This is a genomic window from Rhodoferax sp. GW821-FHT02C08, assembly GCF_059421805.1.
In genome coordinates this window covers 66,792-83,097 of record NZ_JBWKVR010000016.1, presented here as the reverse complement: position 1 = coordinate 83,097, position 16,306 = coordinate 66,792, and the positions used below count along the sequence as shown (strand labels likewise).

Here is a 16,306-nt window from a genome sequence, read left to right as displayed (position 1 = left end):
AGCCTTTGGCACTGGAACCCGACGCAGGGAGAGAAGGTTTGGCCTTGCCTGACGCATTAGACTCGCCACTGAGCGCAATCAAGATTTTTGCTGCTTCGAAAGAAGAGGCGGACCTCAAGGCTGCGGTGGTGCAGCAGTGTGCGGCGATGCTGCTGGATCGCCACCCCTTCCTGTCTTTCGACGCCTTGGACTGCTTGGTCATCGCCCATGACTATAGGCAAGCCATGGGCCTTTATGAAGACGATGGGTGCGTCTACGATGATCGCTACATGGAGCTTGCCGAAACGACGGTGGGGGTCGTCGTGCCCACACAGGTCGGGGTTGCCTTGATCATCCACCCCTGGGTTTTGCAACAGATGTTGAGCCAGGCGCCAGAGGCAAAAAACCAAGGTTTTCGCATCTTCATGCACGAGCTCTGCCATTTGCATGACGTCGGCTTGCAGCGATCATGGGTCAGACAGCACTGCCGTATGGATGGCGTCCCAAATCATATTTATAAGTCGTGCTTCTCGCTGTGGACCGAATATTTCGCCAACCGCTACAGCTACTTTGATGGCGCAAATCTCTACGACGATTGGAGAGGCCTGGAGCGACTGCTGGAAAACTTTCCACAGCTGGATTTCCCTGTCGCCATGGAGGAGACGGTAGTGAGGTTTGCCTACGCCTTGGGCAGCCTGGCAGGCCTAGGCTGCAGCCTGCAAGATGTACGCCCCGACCTCGGGCAGAGACTGCAGGATCGTCGCTTATCAACCGCCTGGCTGGAGGCGGAGAGAGTTACCGCGCAGCTTTCGCAAACAGGCGAATGCTGGGTACATGCGCAAGGGGTCATGCGTTTGCAAACAGCGGTGCAGCTCGTTATCCACGCCTGCCGGTATCGACAACAGTAGCGACTTAAAAATATTGCAAAGCGGGGGCGTGGATAGCCACCACGCGGGGTAAGAACAATAGACGGGAGGAACCATGCGGATTGAAGCCATCAACTTGAGTAGGCAGGTACCCTTGGGGAATTTGCGCGCCGCGTCCCATCAATACTTTAAAGACAACCGGCTAGTACAACCAGACGGCACCCCGAGTGCCGTCATGATAGAGAACCGATTAATCGCATATTTCCCCCACTCAAAGTAAAACGGCCCAGAGCTCTCTGCATCGACCTCTATCGTTATCCCCCATATTGAGGAGGCGCCTTGAGATCTCAGAACATTTTTTGGACGAAGATAAGGCAAATGAGAGTTTATGTTTCCTCCTCGCAAGGCACGTCCCCAGCACTCTGCCGCCCAACAAACTCTTGGCCAAGTGCGCAACCATCGCAGATGGGCCGGCTAGTACTTTCGGTGGGCCTCCATGTGAGCCAAAGGCCATAGTCCACATGTCACAATGTGCGACGGACTAACAGCAATAAATGTAGAGGCGGCCGATGACGAGAGCACAGGACGGTGCACCGAAGCAGTTTGTAAATAGGCCAGTGTGGGGACTTCCTGCCTCGCTCCTGAAAAAGGAAAAAGGTGCTCACCGAATCTTTTCCTTAATGAAGCCAATAGGTCTGAATAGAGTGGAAAAGAAGCGAATCGTTTCCACACACAAACCCAAATCGCTTCCAACAGAGGGCTCATTCTCAGAGAGTGACGCAGGGGTATTTGCAGTGTGGGCAGATCCCAATCAGCGGTTCTGGGGATTTTGGCGGGCACTGAGATGTCTCAGCGAGGCTACTCGCAAGCCAGGCTACAACTATCTGCTAATGGCTCCAGATCTTGCCGTATTAATGTTGTACGGAAAATCATCGTTCACTCAGGGGTTCAGTGCTGAACAACTTGCAGCCATTCCGAATTGGGACCAACTAGAGAGCGGTATACGGACCAAGCTCAAGGCTTCCATTCCCAATCCAAACACATCGATACTTGGACTCTGGTTCAAGATAAAAGAGCAACTTAGTAACTGGGACAGCCTTTCCCCCTCAGACCAAGAACATTTGTCCGAGGTGGTTTTCGCGATCAGTTCTGCTTGCGGTGGGGACCACCTGATGAGGCACGCGCTTGAGCTTTGTCCTGCCCTTGGTCAATATTTGGTACCACTTAGTCTCACAGAAGTCATGCCTGAAACCAAATCCGAAAAATCAGTCCCCCACTCACCTGGCCTCGCGTCTTCTAGAAAGATGAAAGAAGTCCAAACGATAGAAGCGGATCCGGCAGTGGTGGTAAGCAATGTTGGTCGGCAACTTGAGGATGATGTGAGTGAGTCGCAGCAATGGGAGCAGTTGCTTCTGGAGGCATCGGCGGTGGTTCGGGCCTTGGAAGCAGAGCCGAACACGGAGGGCTCTGCACAACTCGTCAAGATTGCGGCTCAGCTAAATGAGTTGGCCCCGCAGATTGCGTCAAGCTCGCACCTTGAGTCTTTGTTGAAAGATCTCTTGGAAATTGCTCGAAAGGCGGTGGAGCAAGGACCCGAGTCGGACGGGAAGTCGAAGTTTGAAATACTCAACCATGGCGTCTTTGACGCCGTGCAAAGAGCGTGGCGAACAACACTTGAAGCTTGTTCGACTAAGTCTGATAGAGACGCGGTTCAATCAGACATAGAGAGAGCTTCGGTGCAAAGCCAGGTGGCACTTACGCAGTGCGGACGAAGCTTCTCCGAGGTGGCTCGACTGGAACATTCCCTTGAGCACGCCACAGAGGAACTTCGAAAGGCGACAGGAACCACCGCAAGACTCTCTCTGGGTGCGAAGAGGAGTCAGTGTGCGGGCGCGCTTACTGAGGCGCGAAGCGCTTCATTCTCCGCAGAGAATGAACTGATCCAGTCACTCTGCCCACGCCGTGATGCCGACACTCTGGAGGACAGTACGCAAGAAGGTACAACCGCATGTGCCACCGAGTCGCCAACCCGAGACCCAGAGACCGATGATGTCGTGGCCAAGATGGTGCAGACACAGCCCTCCCCCTCGGCAACGCAACAAGGCCAGGAATCCCCTCACGTAGCAACTGCTATAGCTATACCGACCAAGACTGAAAAGGCGGCTGTAGTTTCTACCGAACTCACTCAGGTACCGGGCCACGAATCACCTCGACAGACCGCTGAAGTCAACAGCAAGGAGATTTCACTCTCGATTTCTGTGGAGGCTCCTCCCAAAGACAGGCCCACACCTGGTCAGCCATCTGACTTTGTGACCCCGAGCGAGCCCGACTATTCGGTCCACGCGGGAGAGCGGTGCCGACCCGTATGGATTGCGCTGCGCCGCGAGCAGCCAGGGCTGGCCTACTGGATGGCTTACGCCATCGAAAAGTCAGAAAATGCCGTCCCGGTGGTCCCACCTGCTCTCTTGGCGGCTCTGGCGCTCTCCGAGCACGTCATGTTGCCCGACGGAGACATTGCGCAGCGGCTTGAGACCCTGTTCCAGGGATTCGAAGAATCTTGGTTTAACGAGAGGCCTGACACGCCAGTTGCTTGGACAAAAGCGATGAACTTGCTGCTGTTTGCAAGCGTGCTCCGCCCAATTTTGTTATGCCCCAATACAGGTGCCTCCGGTGTCGCGGGTCTTTTGCACCAGAACGACCCCAACCTACACTGCATACGTCAGGAGTGCGACGAGTTCGCTCAACGCGCACAGGGTTTCCATGTTGACGCGGCCACCTTCAAGACACCGCGTGAGGACGCTGAATGGCAGCGTCAGATGGATGCCGTACGCGAGGAGACCCGTGTTTGGCTGGAGCGCGCGCCCTCCATGAAGATGGCGTTTCAAGCCGCTTCGAACGTTTGGCTGCATTGGATGAAGTCGGGAGGGCTCATCTCCAACCTCTTGACGCCTGTTTCGCAAGGTCTATCTGACCGACTGACTGACGTCTCTCATGTGATTGCATCAGTCTCCACGACCAACGAGCTGGAGCGCCTAATTCATGAAACGGACCGAAGAACTATCGGTAGGCGCGGTGAGGAGATCCACTCGCGAGCGCTCTCGAAAATCGCAGGTAGAGTCGGTGAAGCGCTTCAACTTGCACGCCGCTGGGTAACACTCGAAGAGCAGCGTCCCCGCAAGTCAGGTGTTCTGCATCAGCTGATAGACGACCTTCGTTCGAAGACGGCTCCCTTGATTGCCGCATCGCTCGACTCCCTTACGATTGAGGCAATTGAAGACAGCTTTGGATTGGTGGCAGCGGCCCGCCAACAGATCATCAGAACTCTCAAGTCTGTCAACGAATTGCTTGATGCGGAAGTCCCACTTCCAAACGAGGAGCCCAATCCCTCCAAAGTGCTAGGTCAACCGTTGGCAATGACACCGCAGGTTGACATCGATGATCAATGGAATCTTGCTACAGACCTTGCGCACCTTGAACAATCGCTTAGCGATGCGATTACTGAATCCGTAGATGCGAGCACAGCATTCCACCGGCGCGTGGAGATGAATGACCTCTTGAGCGCTCAGAGAATCCTGGACACCATGGAGGATTCTGGTGAGAGTTTCATCGGAGGAGATGATCTTCGGCAGATGCTCAACGAGGAGATTCGAACTCATCGAGAGCAGCTTCAACGAAACCTGGAATCGGCGGGCGAACAAATCGACACCGGTTTGGCTTTGGGCCTGATCTCGGAAGCCGATCGAGCGGTCCATGAGGGTGTTATTGTGGAGGTTCAGGCCCAACTGGAAGCTGACGCCATCCGAGACTTTCGACCGGCGTTTGGCCGACTGCACTGCATCTTTGATGACATGCGGGTCAGAAGAGCAGGCAAGGTCCAAGAGGCGACGCTACGGTTTGAGAAGTTGCGTGAAGTTGGAATGAGTGAGCAAGTCGTCGCGGAGATTCGAGCGGCCATCGCGTCTGGAGACATGCTGACCGCAAACGAGTATCTGCAACGACTTGAAGCCGGCGAGACCATCTACGCCTCACCGCAATCCACTCAGGACATCTTCACTCAATTCTTCCCGAGTGTGGCTGCTCAAGTCGACCTGGCACTTGAAGGAGTGGAAGCCCCAAATGTTCTCAATGCAGTCGAGAAAGGAGGGGCTATCGCGTCCTTGGACTTCTCGCGCCTTCATCCTGAGCGACTGAAGGAGGTATCTGCGGCGCTTGGTGCTTGGTATTTGACCCGCAGACATCAAAAGGTTGATCGTGATCGACTGCGAATGGTTATTGCCGCACTCGGCTTCTCTGTGACGGAGATTGAGAATAGGATAGTCAACGGTCGTCATGAGCACAAAGTCAAGACCGTCGCAGTAGAAGACCGTTCCATCTGCCCCATCCCTCATTTCGGGTCGAAGGCCAAAGGTACTTATCGAATTCTGTGCGTGTGGCAGCGAGCTGTTGAAGAGGATGTCGTGAAGCTCGTAGGTGATACCAGCCTCTCGGAAGCGACCATCATGCTCTACTTCGGTCGACTGACGAACAAGAAGCGGCAGGAAGCCAGCCGGCAGGCCAAAGCACAGCAACGCTCCTTCATCATTGTCGATGAAACGATGTTCCTGTTCCTTCTGAGCATGACCACGCCCCCTGCCGCTACGCTTTTCTCCGCATCACTCCCGTTCGCGTTTTCACAACCTTACGAACCGACTTCGGGTGTTGTCCCGACTGAAATGTTCTTCGGCCGATTGGAGGAGTTGCAAGCGGTTCAAGATCAGAATGGCAGGTGCTTCATTTACGGCGGCCGACAGCTTGGCAAGACTGCGCTACTCAGAAAAGCGGAGAGGGACTTTCACGCTCCAGCGCGAGGACGCCATGCCAAGTGGATCGACTTGCGTGCTGAGGGCATCGGCAGCAACCGAAAGAGTGCAGAAATCTGGCCAGTGCTTTGGCGCACCTTTATCAAGCTGAAGCTCTTGCCTTCAGACGTCCCAGAGCCAAACGGCCTAAAAGGGCGAGTTGAGCGCTTCCAGGAGACCATGAAAGGCATGCTCGAAACGAATCCGGATACGCGAATCCTTTTGCTACTGGACGAAGCCGACAGCTTCTTTGAAGATGACGGAAAGCACGACTTCATGGAGACGCGTCGACTCAAGGAGTTGATGACTGCATCGCAGTGGAGATTCAAGGTCGTCTTCGCCGGGTTGCATAACGTGCTGCGTACAACCGAGCAAGCAAACCACCCACTGGCCCACCTTGGTCAGCCAATCAAAGTTGGACCGCTGCTCGCCGCGCAGGAGTGGCGTGATGCTGAAGACTTGATTCGCGGACCGTTTGAGGCAGCTGGCTTCCACTTTACCAATCGCAGCCTAATCACAAGAATCCTTGCTCAGACGAACTACTACCCCAGCCTAATTCAGCTCTACTGCCACCATCTGCTCAGGCACATGCTCGAAGCCGTACGGGTAGAGTTCCAGATGCTGGGGCCACGCTACGAGATCCGAGCAAGCGACGTGGATACGGTCTATCGCAAACCGAGCCTTCGTGAAGAGATTCGGGCGAAGTTTCAGCTGACGCTTCAACTGGACACACGTTATGAGGTCATCACCTACACGTTAGCGTATGAAGCCTTGGCCGGTCAGACTTCTGTTGCGGAAGGCCTGCCAGTTTGGAGCATTTCTCACAAGGCCCGCGAATGGTGGCATGTGGGATTCAACGACACCAGCGATGTGGCGTTCCGCGTCCTTCTTGAAGAGATGGTCGGACTAGGTGTGCTTCGGAGAAGTGACGCTGGAAACTACTCACTTCGCAACCCCAACATCCTGCTTCTTCTAGGAAACTCTGAGGACGTGTCTGACGTTCTGATTCGAGAACGGGAAATGCCCGTTGAGTTCGAGCATGACACATTCAGGGCTCGTTTGGCCGATGACGCTGGCCCCTCACGCCATCCGCTGACGTTCCGACAACGGCGCTCGTATGCACAGCAACACAGCGGCGTGAGTGTCATCTTTGGTAGTCGCGCGCTGGGGATCGACCACATCGTTACATTTCTCAAAGATGACAAGGACTGTGAGCAAGTCTACATAGCCACCCATTTCGACTCTCGCAAGGAGTTTCAGCTTAAGTTCGAGGAAGTCAGTGGGAATCGGCAATCGGGCAGAACGTTGTTGATTGTTCCACATGACAGCCAATGGGACACCGAGATGGTTCTCCTCGCCCAGAAGTCAACGGCCAGGCTGGTGTCTAAGGACAGAACCCTGCACGTATTGTTCATTGCCGACCCTAGCAAGAGTTGGCAACTGGTGAAGTCAGGCGAGTTGTTTGAACAACTCGACCGCACTGAACTGCGTCAATGGCGTGACGGTTTTGTTCGACAGTGGCTAACCGATCTAGAACTCTCCTCCAAGCCCGAAGACCGAAAATTGATCGAACAGCAAATCGGCTACTGGCCCATGTTGCTGCAGGAGCTAGGAGCGGTAAGGGGCGCAACCCTAAAAACTCGGCTAGACGCGCTCAAAGACCGTCAGTCGTCGGGGAAAATTCAGGCTATTGCTCGAGACTTTGGTCTTGACATCGAAGAGCCGATGGCGCTGCTCAGAGAGATGGTCGCTCTGGAGGCTCCTGAGAGCGCAGAAGATCTGAGCATCCTCACCTCTCTTGACCCCGAACTTGTGCGTCAATCCTTAGCGTGGGCCAAGTTGCTTGGTCTCGTGACGTGCGATGCTGAAGGGCTCTGCAAACTCGATGCATTCGTAGCCAAGCAAGTCGAACGTCAAATCGCTGCGCCCAAATGAACTTTTGGGACCTTTATGGACCTTCGAGCTTCCTCTCGGAGATAGAGGAGGGACTACGCGCATACCGAGCTGGGGTGGTGATGTTTCCATCTCACCATCCAAAGGGCTTTGGCGAAACGATTTGCGCTCGATTAGCCAGTCAAGCTTGGTACCGAGTTCCTCTGGCTTGGAACGAGGGCGAGCACCCACTTGACTTTTTGTTCCGAGAGCTAGGCATCAAGCTAGAGGTAAGTGAGCGGCAGTCAGCCGCCAACTTCGTAAAGCAGTTGAAATCGACCGTGGTAGTGGTCGAGAACATCTGCGCCTCTGACTGGCCGCAGTGGCAGCGCTTCTTGCAAGAATACGAACGAGAACTACGCGCCGGAACGAACGAGCAGCCCCCCCTGCTACTTTGCGTACTTATGGGTGTAGACAAAGAAAAGGCCAGGTTGCACGCACCGGCTATAACTCTGTACGCTTGGTCTGGAATAGTGAGCGAGCTTGACACGCAGATATTCATTCGCGCTCAACTGGCAAATATTGATCGCCCTGACGCCGAACGCGACATTTCAAGGCGCATAGTCGCAAGGCTGAGCCTTTGGGATGTTGAGCTCGCTGTAATGCTCATCTCCCTACCCATCAAAACGCTCTGCAGGCCCTATGACCTTCTGATGGACATTGCCAGTGGGCGCAATTGGGCCAAGGGTGGCGAGTGTTCCTGGTGTCACGGTACAGAAGACACCTTTGAGGGGCAACGGATGCCCCACTCGCTCTGGCTTTCGATGAACGAGGGCAGCCGTGAGGTCGACCTCAGGATTTGGAACGCACAGGCATCCGTTGGCCTGCCGCTGGTCGAGCAACGCCGCCGCGAGTTGGCAGCTCGAGCGGCAAGGCATTTGCACTTCCCCATTACAGTTGATGGTGAGCGGGTCGATAAAGTCGAGGGCCTTGAAATCGGTCAGCTCACGCATCAACTGCTTCAAGCCAGATGCAGAGACGGTGATCTGATGCGTAGGGTGAACCACCTGAGACGGGTGAGGAACAAGCTTGCTCATGTCGAGGTAGTAGACCCGGCTTGGCTACTCGACACCGACTTGTTCGGATCGAACAGCTAGTTGCTCGTCACATTAGTCGCCGCCATCAGCTTGCGGCCTGTTCAGACCTGTCCTGGCTTAGGCAGCGGCTTGAGCTGCTCAAGGTTCTCGATGACCAGCTGGCGTGCCCCTTTTCGCGGGCTCCCGTCGTAATCAAAGTTGAGCGTCCGAAGAGTGTAGAACAACATCGCTCTACGGCACGTTAAGATAACCCTCCCCCCTGTCATTCCATAATCTGCCTCGACACCCCGACGTTGTTCTGGCGTCAGGTCTTGGTTGGGCACCAGCACGATGTCGACCATGTGGTGCCATTCCTTGTCCTCATCCACTTGCACCTTCGACGGCCTGGGGTCGCCAAGCTCCAGAATCCGCCCCAAGACCAGGTCACGAAAGCCGTTTCGTAGGTGGCAATAGGCTCTGACATGCCATCGCAGTCCATCAGTCCCCAGCGCGTGCGGACTGATATCGCGCCACTGAGGTTCATCGCGAGAGATTGACTGAAAGCGCACCCGAACCATCTGGGATTGTTCGATTGCATGCAACAGTCCCGCCAAGATCTTGCGGTCAATAGTGCGGCCGGGTACTTGCACGGACTCTATGGGAGGACGCGTTCCCATCAATGCCTGGTCCGAATCCAGGATGCCCCTGTTCACCGCTAGGAGCTGTGCGAGGTACTGCTCGGCCCCTGAGCTTTTGAACACAGCCTGAAACGACTTGCTAGCTAGGTACGTCTTTGAGCTGCGGTCATATTCAAGGTTGTCAGGCGCCTGTTCGCTATACAGCGCGATGTCAGCAGACGCTTGCGGAACCGATATGCCAAAAAACGTCTTGATGTCTGTACGGTTTATCCGCCCCTGCCACTGCAGTCTGAAGTCAATAAACCGAAGCCGCCGTTCCTGGCTCCATCGCGGCGTCTTTTCAGACTCTGCCAACTCGGGCAATAACGTGGGCATCTGACTGGGAAGTGAAATTTTCATGGCATCAGTATAGTAACTTGACGCGTATAGTTTATATGCGTATACTTTGTTTACTCATCTGAATTAAATATCACCAGTTCAGTGCTGAGCCCCAAAGTAAAGGAGTACCAATGTCCCGTATGCATGTTGGCCACCGCGAGCTCGCGCTCTTCGCCGACGAAAAGGTTAATCTTCCCAAAACCGACGCCGACGAATACCGGGCGCAAGCCAGACGCCTTCGGGAGAAGCTCGAGGTCTACCTGAAGGAGAGCCCCGACTTCTCTCTCAAACGGATACAGCTCTCCGGCAGCCTGGCAAAGGGTACCGCCCTGCGCAGCCTCAACGACATCGATATGGCCGTATACATCAGCGGCTCCGATGCGCCTCAAGACCTCCAGGCGCTATTGCAGTACCTGACGGAGCGACTGCGCAAGGCCTTCCCAAACTTCTCGCCTGACCAAGTGAAACCCCAGACCTACTCGGTGACGGTCTCCTTTCGTGGCTCGGGACTTGATGTCGACGTGGTGCCCATCCTGTACGCCGGCTTGCCTGACTGGCGCGGCGACCTGATCAGCCAGGATGACGGCTCCTTCCTGGAGACGAGCATCCCGCTGCATCTTGAATTCGCCAAGAAGCGCAAACAGGTCCAGCCGAATCACTTCGCACAAGTCATACGCCTTGTGAAGTTCTGGGCTCGGCGCATGAAGCAAGAGCGCGACGGCTTCCGTTTCAAGTCCTTCATGATCGAGATGATCCTGGCCAAGTTGTGCGACGACGGCGTGGACTTCTCGGACTACCCCGAAGCACTGCAATCGTTCTTCACCTACGTGGCGAAATCCAACCTCCGCGAGCGCATCGTTTTCGAGGACCACTACAAGGCATCGAGCGTTGCCAAGCTCGACGACCCTGTCCAGATCATAGACCCGATCAATGCGAGCAACAACGTGGCGCGACTGTACACAGCCGAAAACGCCGATGACATCGTGGAAGCGGCCTTAGATGCAGGCGATGCCATCGATTCCGCCTTGGCAGCACCGAACAAGGAGTTGACGGTGTACTACTGGAAAAAAGTCTTCGGCCCCTCTTTCCAAGGTTGAACATCATGAGCTACAGCTTCACCGCGACCGAAACCAAGACCTTCACGTTGACGCACGCACGGCACCTCGCAGCCAAAGTGGCCGCAGACCTCAAGCGTTTGCAGCGCTTGTACGGGAATGTCTCCGACGAACGCATCGTTCAGTTTGAGGGCGAGGCCACCGAACTACTCCGTCAGGGCTATCTCGGGACCGTCACGTATGGCTTCAAACGTGATGGCAGTTGGATCGAACCCACGCTGCGTTACACGGCGAACGAACTGGCGAATGGCGACACGGACGACGACCCGGGGCGCGTCCGCCCAGGCATCGATATCAGCGGTGCGACTTTTCACAGCTACTTGACCTACAGCAGTGCCTGGTGGGCGTTGACGTCCAATCAGCGCGCCGCCGTTGAAGGACAACTGCCTTTGCAGCGAACGGGCCAGGCGGAACCGCAAGTTAACGGCTACTTTGCCGACGACAAAACCTATTCTTCTGGCGGCCGCTCGCTGGGCCGCTCCAGCGTGAGGAGCTATTGATATGAGTCAACAATCCAATCTCCAAGGCCTGTTCGAGCGCCCGACGACGTTGCCTGACCCCGATGCCCAAGGCCGCCTCGCGCGGCTGGTGGGTATGGACGACAAGATCAAGCGGCTGGCGAACGTTCTGGGTGTCCTGATCAACCCGGCTGGGCTTCGGAAATGGAAAGACAGACACCATGCGGATGCCGGAGGATTGCTCGATGCCGTGATTCGACGCCCGCCGCTGGTGGTTCTCTCCGGCGATGTGGGCTCGGGCAAAACGGAACTGGCGGAGACAATCGGCGACAAGGTCGCGCGGCAGGAGAACATCGACATCACGCTGTTGCCGTTGAGCCTGTCTTCGCGCGGGCAGGGTCGCGTGGGCGAGATGACACAGCTAGTCTCTGCCGCGTTCGAACATGCGTTCAATGAAGCCAGCAAGTTCAAGTCGGCCAAGGGCGTCGCGCGCGGCGGTGTAATCCTGCTGGTCGACGAAGCCGATGCGCTGGCGCAGTCCCGCGAGTCGGACCAGATGCACCATGAGGACAGAGCGGGCGTCAACGCCTTCATCCGAGGCATCGATCGATTTGCGAATGGAGGCCTTCCTGCAGTGGTGCTGATGTGCACCAATCGATTGAACGCCCTGGATCCAGCGGTACGTCGCCGGGCCGCGGACATTTTGGTGTTCGAGCGCCCCAGCTCCGAGCAACGACACGAAGTGCTCTTGCACCGACTGGGAAGTGCCGGATTCGGCAAGGCCGATCTGCAGGCGCTCGTGACGGCAACGGGTGAGCAACCCAAGCGCCCTTACGGGTTCACGTATTCGGACATCACTCAACGGCTGCTACCGGCCATCGTGCTGGACGCCTACCCGGATGGCCCGATCAAGCCATCACGCGCCATTGAATTGGCACGATCGATTCTGCCAACGCCGCCGTTTCGCGACACGTGAACTCATGGCTAAGGCACGGGCTGACCAGCTGAACTGACGAAGGATTACCATGACCCAAGCCGTTGCCGTCCGCAGAGACGGGGATTCGTTCCAGGCCAGAATCTTCTGGCGCAAAGCCGCATGCCTGCTGGACCCAAAGAGTCCAGTGATGCAGGTGGGATTCGAGTCAGGGCCGAAAGGCTTTGACGATGTCTGGGTGGCCTACGCTTCCGACCGCGCACCTCACGATCATGAGGGCCGGCCGATCATGCGGGAGCACATTCAGTGCAAGTGGCACGTCTCGGTGAACGACTTCGGTCACGCTGACTTGGTCGAGCCGGAGTGGATCAACGCCAACAAGTTCTCGCTGCTGCAGCGCGCCCGTGCTGCACAAGTGGCGCATGCGCGCGACGGGATCGGTGCTCGGTTCAAGCTGCTAACCAACTGGCGAATCGCGCAGGCCGACCCCCTGCGCGGCTACATCAACCAGAAGTCGAAGACGCTGCGCTTGAAGGACTTGTTTGACGGATCGACCGACAGGTCCGCAGCCGGCAAGGTCAGAAAGCTCTGGCGCGAGCATCTGGACATCGACGATCAGGAACTCATGCTGCTGGCGCGGACGTTGTCGCTGGACACGGACTCCACCTCACTGGAGGACCATCGGGACAACCTGGACCTGTTGTTCGAGAACCGCGGCCTACGCCGCGTGCCCGTCAGTGAGAGCAGCTTCGTATACGACGACGTTGCGTTTCAGTGGCTTGCTCAGGGCCGGCTGGACTTCAACCGGCAAACGTTTCGGGAGGCCTGCAAACGTGAGGGCCTGCTGGACGGCGATGGTCGAGCACATGTGGTGTTCGGCGTGAAATCGTTCGAGCATCCGTTTGATCGACTTGAAGACCGTTGCACCGTGGTGCTTGATCTGATCCCGCACTTCGACGAACGCGCCATCCGCGATCAGGCTGACTGGGCAACCACGCTTTACCCCAAGCTCAAGAGCTTTCTGCAAACCGCCGCCACCGGAAATCAACATCTGCGACTGATTCTTGATACACATATCACGTTGGCATTCGCCGCCGGATCTGTGCTGAACATCAAGTCCGGACGCAACGTCGAGATAGAGCAAAGAACCATTCATCGAAATGTCTGGCACTCAAGCGACATGCCGCGCGATCCATCCTGGCCGGGGTGGCGGTTCGATCTGGAACCGCTGACCAAACTCGACGGAGACATGGCTGTCGCCGTGTGCCTGACCCACGACGTGGTCCCTGCTGTGAAGGCGCACATCGCTGCTTCAATGTCCCAGGTGAGTTCGTTATTGATAGCCCGCCCAACGTGCGGCGCTGGCGCCAAGTCCGTCGTTTGCGGTCAACACGCATTCGATCTGGCAGAGGCATTGGCACTGCAGATCAACCAACAGCGGCAGGTCAACAGGCCACCGCTGCATCTCTTCGTTGCGGCACCCAATGCCTTCACGTTCTTCCTGGGGCAACGGCAGCCCGGCCTCGGCAAGACCACGCTGTACGAGTACGACTTCGAAGGCGCAAATGGTGGCGGCTATCGGCCATCTTTGACGCTGCCTGTCTGATGGTATGAGCGGCCGAATGCATCTGTTTCGGTCACCTTATTGCACAATAAGCTGGTCAACCAGTCCCAAGTTTCTTACAAAGTGCCGTAGCCCGTTTCTGGACCCCGACTTTAGGGTTTAGAGACAGGGCCAGTTTGAAGGCCGGAAGCAACGATCTTGGCCACAATATTGGGCGTGGCGCATCCGTTGTCTGAATTCGGGATGAACAATGTCTGCCTGATTAGGCACGCTGTCAATATTGGCGTCGCAATGCGATCCTCTCTCGTGCTCGACTGCCGCAGTGCTTAAACCATCACGGATCGTATGTCACTAAAATCAAATGCGGATATCCTCCAAATTGGGCAAAAACCAATTCTGCATTCCTTCTCTCACTACTTCAGAAACCTCCATGGCCAAAACCTTCAGCAGCATCCAGCGTCAAATTGACAAACTACAAAAAGAAGCAGCAGCCATCAAGGTGAAAGAAGTCGGTGGTGTTATCGAACGTATCCGCGGTGCGATTGACTTCTATGGACTGACACCGGCCGATCTGTTTGAAACCAAAACACGGGCGCAAGCAAAAGGCAAGCGCGCGGGTGCTGCGGGTTCGGTCGCAAAGGTGGCCGCCAACAAGACCAAGCAGAAGACCGAGTCCGTCATCAAATACAAAGATGAAGCAGGCAACAGCTGGACCGGCCACGGCAAGCGACCTGGCTGGTTCAAGGCCGCCCTGGAAGCTGGCAAGACGGCGGAAGACCTGTCGGTCAAACCATAACCGTTCTGAATTACCCACGCTGTGAGACTGAACTGGCCACACCTAGATGTGGCCACTGCCCGGTAAACTCGGCGCCGCATGATCCAGAAGAAGTCTCGTAAGCGTCGTAGCGCCCATTCCAGTTCTCGCCACAACCAGAATCTCCCCTCTGCGACGGTACGTCGCTTTGGTGTCGCGCTGGTCACTGCAGCGATCGTTGCGTTTCAGACCACCAGCTGCGGTTTGCAGCCGACAGCGTCCGGACCACGTACCGAGCAGAGCCGTGGCGCAACAACATCTTCTCGGTTTACCGCCTGCCCGCAGTTCTTCGCAAATGGGATCGCGCCCATGGCCCCAGGCATTCCCCAGCAGCGCGAGCTGTGCTACGAGGGGTTCACGGTGCTGCACAACGGCAGCGCGCGAACGCCCGCCTTTGTTGCAGAGCGCTTGAACCGTCAACTTCCGCTGCAGGCCCGCGAGCAAGAGCGTACCAACCGATTCTTTGCGGATGCGCGCCTGCCCCAGGCCGAACACGCTGAACTCAGTGATTACAAGGGATCAGGTTATGTCCGAGGGCATACGATGTTGGATGCTGCCATTGAGACGGTAGCCAGCAGCAAAAGCAGACCTGTCATTCACTCTGATCGTGAAGCTCACTATCGTTGGCCTGGGTGGCTCTCACGGGTGCGCAACGCAAAGCTGATTCGTTCGATGTCGCGTAAAGGATGTTCACCGGATAACGCAGCCTGTGAGGACTTCTTCGGGCGGTTGAAAACAGAGATGTTCTATCCTCGAAACTTGCAGGACATCACGATTGACCAATTCATCCAGATCGTTGACTCTTACATCCGCTGGTATAACGAAAAGCGCATCAAGATCTCCCTCGGCTCACTCAGTCCCATCGAATACCGGGCGAGCCTCGGAATAACGGCATAAACCAGTCCAAGTTTTACGCCGCACCCCCGCTTGTCTAGTGGACAAGCCACACTCCTACAACGGTCACGCTGTTCATCTCTGTAATCTTGCGGCGTTTGTACTGCCCGTAGGCAGGAAGGTGACTATTAGATCTCCTGGTAGTCCAAGAACTCCATCCCCCGGTCCAAGTTATGCTCTCCACCCGCTTGCGTTTCGTGTAATCGGAACATCTCCTCGATTAAACGCATCTCGTAAATGCTCCAAGCTATATAAATTTCCGCTCGCTGCAGCAAGCTTAAACCGGCGGGATAAACCAAGCAGATGTATCTCATCCTTTCTTGAGTACATGTGGCAAACAACTTCATCGGCCGCCTGCGCCTGCTCTGTAAAGCATTCAATCGATTTTTTACCAGCCGCCGTCAGCGCATAGAAGCGTCGACGCTTGTCCTCCTCCGGCTTACATTCCGTAAGTGAAATCAGCCTCTTGGAACAAAGCCCCTTTAAGTGATTGGCGAGAACAGTTTTACGAATACCAAGACTGTCTCCGATAAGCGCTGGAGATACGCGCGCGTTCACGCCTGCATTACAAATAAACAAGCATATGCTCGCCTCGATCGAGCTCAAGTTTGACATCGCATAAGCATGGGCGAGCAGAGTGTCAGCTATGCGACCAAGGAGCTTCAAATCCTCAAGACGAGGCTGATGTACCGTTGCCATAGGAATCCGTTTGGTTGGGCCAGGTTGCCTAATGTGTGGCAACGCCGCCACATCAAAAATAAAAATTCTAGACGCTAGCCGGGACTCAAACAGGAGCTTCTTTGTAGTCTGTATCACGCATTTCGATGGAATAGAAAATTCTCGCGCTTGCGCCAATCCAATAGAAGTACTTCACTTTATG

11 protein-coding genes are annotated in these 16,306 nt (G+C 55.8%); 9 read left to right on the top strand and 2 right to left on the bottom strand.

Translation table 11 applies throughout. The annotated features are described in order from the left end of the window. Positions 1–38: 38 nt before the first annotated feature. The 3 genes from AC07VY_RS18575 (at position 39) to AC07VY_RS18565 (ending at position 8,712) form a co-directional block, all read left to right on the top strand. A complete protein-coding gene (locus tag AC07VY_RS18575) occupies positions 39–887 on the top strand; it encodes a hypothetical protein (RefSeq protein ID WP_495098753.1) in 849 nt (282 codons plus the stop codon). A 1,262-nt stretch (positions 888–2,149) separates the two neighbouring features. Next, entirely contained in the window at positions 2,150–7,618 is a 5,469-nt protein-coding gene (locus AC07VY_RS18570) for a hypothetical protein (RefSeq protein WP_495098752.1), read from the top strand. Beyond that, positions 7,615–8,712, top strand: coding sequence for a hypothetical protein (locus AC07VY_RS18565; protein ID WP_495098751.1), 1,098 nt, complete (start codon positions 7,615–7,617; stop codon positions 8,710–8,712). Before AC07VY_RS18570 ends, AC07VY_RS18565 begins: the two co-directional genes overlap by 4 nt. 41 nt (positions 8,713–8,753) lie before the next feature. Here the strand turns inward: AC07VY_RS18565 and AC07VY_RS18560 are convergent, their stop codons facing one another. After that, complete coding sequence (locus AC07VY_RS18560; protein ID WP_495098750.1) at positions 8,754–9,668, bottom strand: helix-turn-helix transcriptional regulator; 915 nt, start codon at positions 9,666–9,668, stop codon at positions 8,754–8,756. A gap of 110 nt (positions 9,669–9,778) precedes the next feature. Between AC07VY_RS18560 and AC07VY_RS18555 the strand changes: the two genes are divergently transcribed. From AC07VY_RS18555 to AC07VY_RS18530, 6 genes are all read left to right on the top strand, one after another. After that, positions 9,779–10,744, top strand: coding sequence for a CBASS oligonucleotide cyclase (locus AC07VY_RS18555; protein WP_495098749.1), 966 nt, complete (start codon positions 9,779–9,781; stop codon positions 10,742–10,744). Between the two features lie 5 nt (positions 10,745–10,749). Then, a complete protein-coding gene (locus AC07VY_RS18550) occupies positions 10,750–11,262 on the top strand; it encodes an HORMA-1 domain-containing protein (protein WP_495098748.1) in 513 nt (170 codons plus the stop codon). Position 11,263: 1 nt separating this feature from the next. Then, complete coding sequence (locus AC07VY_RS18545; protein WP_495098747.1) at positions 11,264–12,196, top strand: AAA family ATPase; 933 nt, start codon at positions 11,264–11,266, stop codon at positions 12,194–12,196. Positions 12,197–12,245: 49 nt separating this feature from the next. Continuing rightward, on the top strand, positions 12,246–13,760 hold the full coding sequence (locus AC07VY_RS18540) for an SAVED domain-containing protein (RefSeq protein ID WP_495098746.1): 1,515 nt from the start codon (positions 12,246–12,248) through the stop codon (positions 13,758–13,760). A 388-nt stretch (positions 13,761–14,148) separates the two neighbouring features. Next, complete coding sequence (locus AC07VY_RS18535) at positions 14,149–14,514, top strand: H-NS histone family protein (protein WP_495098745.1); 366 nt, start codon at positions 14,149–14,151, stop codon at positions 14,512–14,514. Between the two features lie 78 nt (positions 14,515–14,592). Further along, positions 14,593–15,429: an IS3 family transposase gene (locus AC07VY_RS18530; RefSeq protein WP_495098744.1), complete on the top strand. Its 837-nt coding sequence runs from the start codon at positions 14,593–14,595 to the stop codon at positions 15,427–15,429. Between the two features lie 168 nt (positions 15,430–15,597). Here AC07VY_RS18530 and AC07VY_RS18525 read toward each other — a convergent pair whose 3' ends face one another. Then, positions 15,598–16,125: a winged helix DNA-binding protein gene (locus AC07VY_RS18525; protein ID WP_495098743.1), complete on the bottom strand. Its 528-nt coding sequence runs from the start codon at positions 16,123–16,125 to the stop codon at positions 15,598–15,600. Positions 16,126–16,306: the final 181 nt, after the last annotated feature.